Raw genomic sequence first — 5,488 nt, 5'->3', positions numbered from 1 at the left:
ACAAAACAGTATCTAGTCTTTCTATTACAAGGGTACAAACTGCATTGCCTTCTGAATACGAAATCGATATTGTAAAAAAATTTCTTTTCTATTTATTTTTACCATTTAATTTTTAAAAATTAAAAAATATCACTAATTTTTATTTAATTTGCGAATAAATTCAATATCCCCTATAATGACTTCGATAACACGCCTCTTTGATTTTCCATATTATCAACAAGATAAATACACTACTATTCCTGATGCTTTGGTAAGCACAGTTAATGGAGTTTGGGTAAAATCTTCAACCCAAGAATATATCGCAAAAGCCAACACTGTTTCGAGAGCGCTCTTGAGAATGGGAGTTAAAAAAGGTGATAAAATTGCTATCATTTCTTCAAATAATAGAACTGAATGGAATATAATGGACATTGGGGTACTACAAACTGGTGCGCAAACTGTACCTATTTACCCAACAATTTCCGAAAATGACTATGAGTATATATTAAACCACTCTGAGGCAAGTTATTGTTTTGTTTCTGATAAAGAAGTTCTAGCCAAAATTAATTTGATTAGATCTAAAGTACCTCATTTAAAAGAAGTTTATAGCTTTGATTCGATTGCTGACTGTAAAAATTGGAAAGAAGTACTAGAATTAGGTGAAGATCAAAGCAATCAAAATGAAGTAGAAGCTTGCAAAAACAGTGTGCATACAGAGGACTTGGCAACCATTATTTATACCTCAGGTACAACGGGAAAACCAAAAGGAGTTATGCTATCGCATAAAAACATCGTTTCGGATGTATTAAATAGTGCCCCTAGAATTCCATTTGAAGCTGGAAGCAGTCGTGCATTAAGCTTTTTACCTGTTTGCCATATTTTTGAAAGAATGATTTTGTACCTATACCAATACTATGGTGTTTCCATATACTTTGGGGAATCAATCGAAAAAATCAGCGATAACATCAAGGAGGTAAAACCAACTGTGATTACTGCTGTACCAAGATTATTGGAAAAAGTATACGATAAAATTTATGCAAAAGGAACAGAACTAACTGGAATCAAGAAAAGCTTATTTTTCTGGGCTATCGACTTAGGTTTACGTTACGAACCCTACGGAGCTAATGGCGCTTGGTACGAATTTCAGTTGAAAATTGCACGAAAACTAATCTTTAGCAAATGGAAAGAAGGTTTGGGTGGGAATTTAGAACTAATGGTATCAGGTAGTGCAGCGTTACAAACACGATTAACTCGCATTTTTGCTGCTGCCGAAATTCCAGTAATGGAAGGATATGGTTTAACCGAAACTTCACCAGTAATCTCAGTAAATGATTTACGTAACAACGGCTTTAGAGTTGGAACGGTAGGTAAAGTAATTGATACCGTTGAAGTAAAAATCGCAGCCGATGGTGAGATTCTTTGCAAAGGACCAAATGTTATGATGGGTTACTTTAAAGATGAGCAGTTAACAAGTGAAGTAATCGTCGATGGTTATTTTCATACTGGAGACATAGGAGAATTTGATAAAGATGGTTTCCTTAAAATCACAGATCGTAAAAAAGAGATGTTTAAAACATCCGGAGGAAAATACATTGCGCCTCAAATGATCGAAAACATGATGAAACAATCTCGTTTTATCGAACAAATAATGGTAATCGGTGAAGGTCAAAAAATGCCTGCTGCCTTTATTCAACCCAATTTTGACTTTGTAAAAGAATGGGCCGCGTTGCACAAATTTGACATTGGGTCTACTAACGAAGCAATCACTACTAACGAAAAGGTAATTGCTAGAATCCAAGAAGAGATCGACCAAATAAATTCAAAATTCGGTCATTGGGAGCAAATCAAACGATTTGAACTTACTCCAGATGTTTGGTCAATTGAAGGAGGACATTTAACTCCTACCCTTAAATTAAAGAGAAAGATTATCTTGAAAATTTATGAAAATTTATTTGATAAAATTTACAACTAGTAGCAATCATAGTAAACCACGAATAAGAATTCGTGGTTTTTTTATGCAAAAAATTTTAAATAGCCATTTAACTTGTAAATGTAATATCTACAGGATAATCTAATTCAACCCTTATACAGTACTGCTTTTACGATTGAAAAGAACTGAACCGTTTAAAAATCCCGCCTTTTTACCTTTGGAACAACTTTAATTCCTATCAACTAGAACTTTAACGACAATCAAAAAGAAGCTGCTTTTCAGCAAACGACGATTAGTTTTTTTATCTTTAGGTATTATTAACAAAAAATTATTTCAATTTATTATGCATGCATAGTATTTTTTTAGTATATTTGAAATCGATTGCGAAAATATGAAAGACAAAACTATAGATTACATACTTCGAGCTACTTGGCAAGCAGTTGCACGCATGTACAACGAAGAAGCCTCTAAATATGATGCTAGCATGGCTACCGGTTTTGCTTTGTTAAGTATTGACAAGGAGGGCGGGACACCATCGACGGCTCTTGGTCCTAAAATGGGAATGGAAGCCACGAGTTTGACTCGAACTTTAAAATCAATGGAGGACAAAGGTTTGATCATTCGTAAAAAAAATCCTGAAGATGGTCGTGGTGTTTTAATATACCTAACCCCCTTTGGTAAGGAAAAAAGAGACTTATCTAAAAATACGGTCTTGAAATTCAATGATGCTGTTAAACATAATATTTCGGAGGAAAAACTGCAACATTTTATTGAAGTTTCGGAAATTATAAATGAACTCATTTTAGAAAAAAATATTTTTACTAACTCAGCTGCCAATGAAATGGCGCATCAAACAGAAAATACGGAAAATTAAGGAGTTGACAAGTTTCATCCAAAGTGAGGAAACAAGAGACGAGATTTTTTTCTATCAAAAAAAACAAAATAAAAAAAGTATGAAACGCACAATTAAAAAAGTAGCAGTAATTGGATCCGGAATAATGGGATCTGGAATTGCTTGTCATTTTGCTAACATTGGTGTCGAAGTTTTGCTTCTAGATATTGTTCCTACAGAGCTTACTGAAGCTGAAGCTAAAAAAGGACTGACATTAGAAAGCAAAGCAGTACGCAATCGTTTGGTAAATGAGCATTTAGGTAATGCTTTAAAATCAAAGCCCTCTCCTATTTACAGTCAAAAATTTGCAAATCGCATCACGACAGGTAACACGACTGATGACATGGCAAAAATTGCTAACGTAGACTGGATTATTGAGGTAGTTGTTGAAAGATTAGATATCAAAAAGCTAGTTTTTGAACAAGTAGAAAAATACCGCAAGCCAGGAACGTTGATTACGTCAAACACTTCAGGTATTCCAATTCACTTTATGAGTGAAGGAAGAAGTGAAGATTTCCAGAAACACTTTTGTGGAACTCACTTTTTTAACCCAGCGCGTTACTTAAAATTATTTGAAATTATTCCTGGCCCACAAACTTCATCAGAGGTTTTGGACTTCCTTACTATATATGGAGAGAAATTTTTAGGAAAAACTTCGGTTGTTGCTAAAGATACTCCAGCGTTTATTGGTAACCGTATTGGAATTTACGGAATCCAAAGTTTGTTTCATTTGGTAAAAGAAATGGGATTAACGATTGAAGAAGTAGACAAATTAACTGGACCAGTTATTGGTCGTCCAAAATCGGCTACTTTTAGAACGGTTGACGTTGTAGGATTAGACACATTAGTGCACGTTGCAAACGGAATCTATGAAAACTGCCCTAACGATGAGCAACACGACTTATTTAAACTTCCAGAGTTTGTCAACAAAATGATGGAGAATAAATGGTTGGGTAGTAAAACAGGACAAGGTTTCTACAAAAAAGAAGGTAAAGAAATTCTGACTTTAGACTTAGATACTTTAGAATATAGAGCGGCTAAAAAAGCGTCTTTTGCTACTCTTGAATTAACTAAAACTATTGATAAACCAATCAACCGTTTTAAAGTTTTGGTAAAAGGTAAAGACAAAGCAGGTGAATTTTACAGAAAAAGTTTTTCTGGAATGTTTGCTTATGTTTCAAACAGAATACCTGAAATTTCAGATGAGTTATACAAAATCGACGATGCTATGAAAGCTGGTTTTGGTTGGGAAAACGGACCATTCGAAATTTGGGATGCTATTGGAGTAGAAAAAGGAATTGAAATCATGAAGGCAGAAGGTTTAGAGCCAGCTGCTTGGGTAACTGAAATGTTAGCTGCTGGAAACAAAAGCTTCTACACAGTTGCAAATGGTGCAACCCACTTTTACAGCATTCCTGCAAAAGCACAAGTTAAAGTTCCTGGACAAGACGATTTTATTATCCTGAACAACATTCGCGAAAGCAAAAAAATATGGAGCAACAGTGGTGGAGTTATTACTGATCTAGGAGATGGAATCATCAACTTAGAGTTCCTTTCAAAAATGAATACAATTGGTGGTGACGTTTTACAAGCCATTAATAAAGCCATTAATTTAGCCGAAAAAGAATACCAAGGTTTAGTTATTGGTAATCAAGCAGGCAACTTCTCTGTAGGTGCAAACATTGGTATGATCTTTATGATGGCCGTGGAGCAAGAATATGATGAGTTGAATATGGCAATCAAAATGTTCCAAGACACCATGATGCGTGTACGTTACTCTTCAATTCCAGTAGTAGTAGCACCGCACGGGATGACTTTTGGTGGTGGATGCGAAATGAGCTTACATGCCGATAAAGTTGTTGCTGCCGCAGAAACATACATGGGATTAGTGGAATTTGGTGTAGGTGTGATTCCTGGTGGTGGTGGTTCTAAGGAACTAGCATTGCGTGCATCAGACTTATTCCATAAAAATGACGTAGAGCTTAACGTATTACAAGAGTATTTCTTGACTATTGCTATGGCAAAAGTATCGACATCTGGTTACGAAGCATTTGACACTGGATTATTACAACATGGTAAAGACGTTATCGTAGTAAACAAAGACCGTCAAATTGCCGAAGCTAAGAAACATGCTTTATTGATGGCCGAAGCAGGTTACACACAACCTATTCGCAGAACAGACGTAAAAGTATTAGGAAAACAAGCTTTAGGGATGTTCTTAGTAGGAACAGACCAAATGGAAGCGGGTAAATACATTTCTGAGCACGATAAGAAAATTGCCAACAAACTAGCTTATGTTATGGCTGGTGGTGATTTATCGGAACCAACAATGGTAAGCGAACAATATTTATTAGATCTGGAACGTGAAGCTTTCTTGTCATTATGTACAGAAAGAAAAACATTGGAAAGAATCCAATTTATGCTAACAAAAGGGAAACCGCTACGTAACTAAGAAAATAGAGCCAAGATACAAGAAGCAAGATGCTGAACTAAATTTCTCCTCTTTCTTCTTGTCTCTTTCTTCTAAAAATCTCTAAAAGAAAAAATATGAAAACAGCCTATATAGTAAAAGCATACAGAACTGCAGTTGGTAAAGCACCAAAAGGAGTTTTTAGATTTAAAAGACCTGATGAATTAGCAGCAGAAACCATCGAATTCATGATGAATGAACTGCCTGATTTTGACAA

3 protein-coding genes and 1 pseudogene are annotated in these 5,488 nt (G+C 35.2%); all 4 read left to right on the top strand.

The genetic code is table 11. The annotated features are described in order from the left end of the window. The first annotated feature begins 175 nt into the window (after positions 1 to 175). Positions 176 to 1,951 carry a long-chain fatty acid--CoA ligase gene (locus P8M54_RS08115; RefSeq protein ID WP_300287050.1) on the top strand — a complete coding sequence of 592 codons (1,776 nt, stop codon included), beginning with the start codon at positions 176 to 178 and terminating at the stop codon, positions 1,949 to 1,951. 349 nt (positions 1,952 to 2,300) lie between these two features. Then, positions 2,301 to 2,783, top strand: a complete 483-nt coding sequence (locus P8M54_RS08110) for a MarR family transcriptional regulator (RefSeq protein ID WP_300287048.1) — start codon at positions 2,301 to 2,303, stop codon at positions 2,781 to 2,783. Between the two features lie 79 nt (positions 2,784 to 2,862). After that, the gene (locus P8M54_RS08105) at positions 2,863 to 5,253 is read left to right on the top strand and encodes a 3-hydroxyacyl-CoA dehydrogenase/enoyl-CoA hydratase family protein (RefSeq protein WP_300287046.1); all 2,391 of its coding nucleotides are present in this window, start codon (positions 2,863 to 2,865) and stop codon (positions 5,251 to 5,253) included. Between the two features lie 95 nt (positions 5,254 to 5,348). Beyond that, positions 5,349 to 5,488, top strand: a pseudogene (locus P8M54_RS08100) (acetyl-CoA C-acyltransferase); the annotation flags it as partial.

The sequence above is a fragment of the Flavobacterium sp. genome, assembly GCF_029242675.1.
Classification (GTDB): Bacteria; Bacteroidota; Bacteroidia; order Flavobacteriales; family Flavobacteriaceae; genus Flavobacterium.
The sequence above is the reverse complement of the archived record's forward strand: the minus strand, read 5'-3'. Positions and strand labels throughout refer to the sequence as shown.

Excerpts from the sequence above, each read along its gene's own strand:
- P8M54_RS08115 (WP_300287050.1), top strand. The coding sequence starts at position 176 with ATGACTTCGATAACACGCCTCTTTGATTTTCCATATTATCAACAAGAT.
- P8M54_RS08105 (WP_300287046.1), top strand. The coding sequence starts at position 2,863 with ATGAAACGCACAATTAAAAAAGTAGCAGTAATTGGATCCGGAATAATG.
- P8M54_RS08110 (WP_300287048.1), top strand. The coding sequence starts at position 2,301 with ATGAAAGACAAAACTATAGATTACATACTTCGAGCTACTTGGCAAGCA.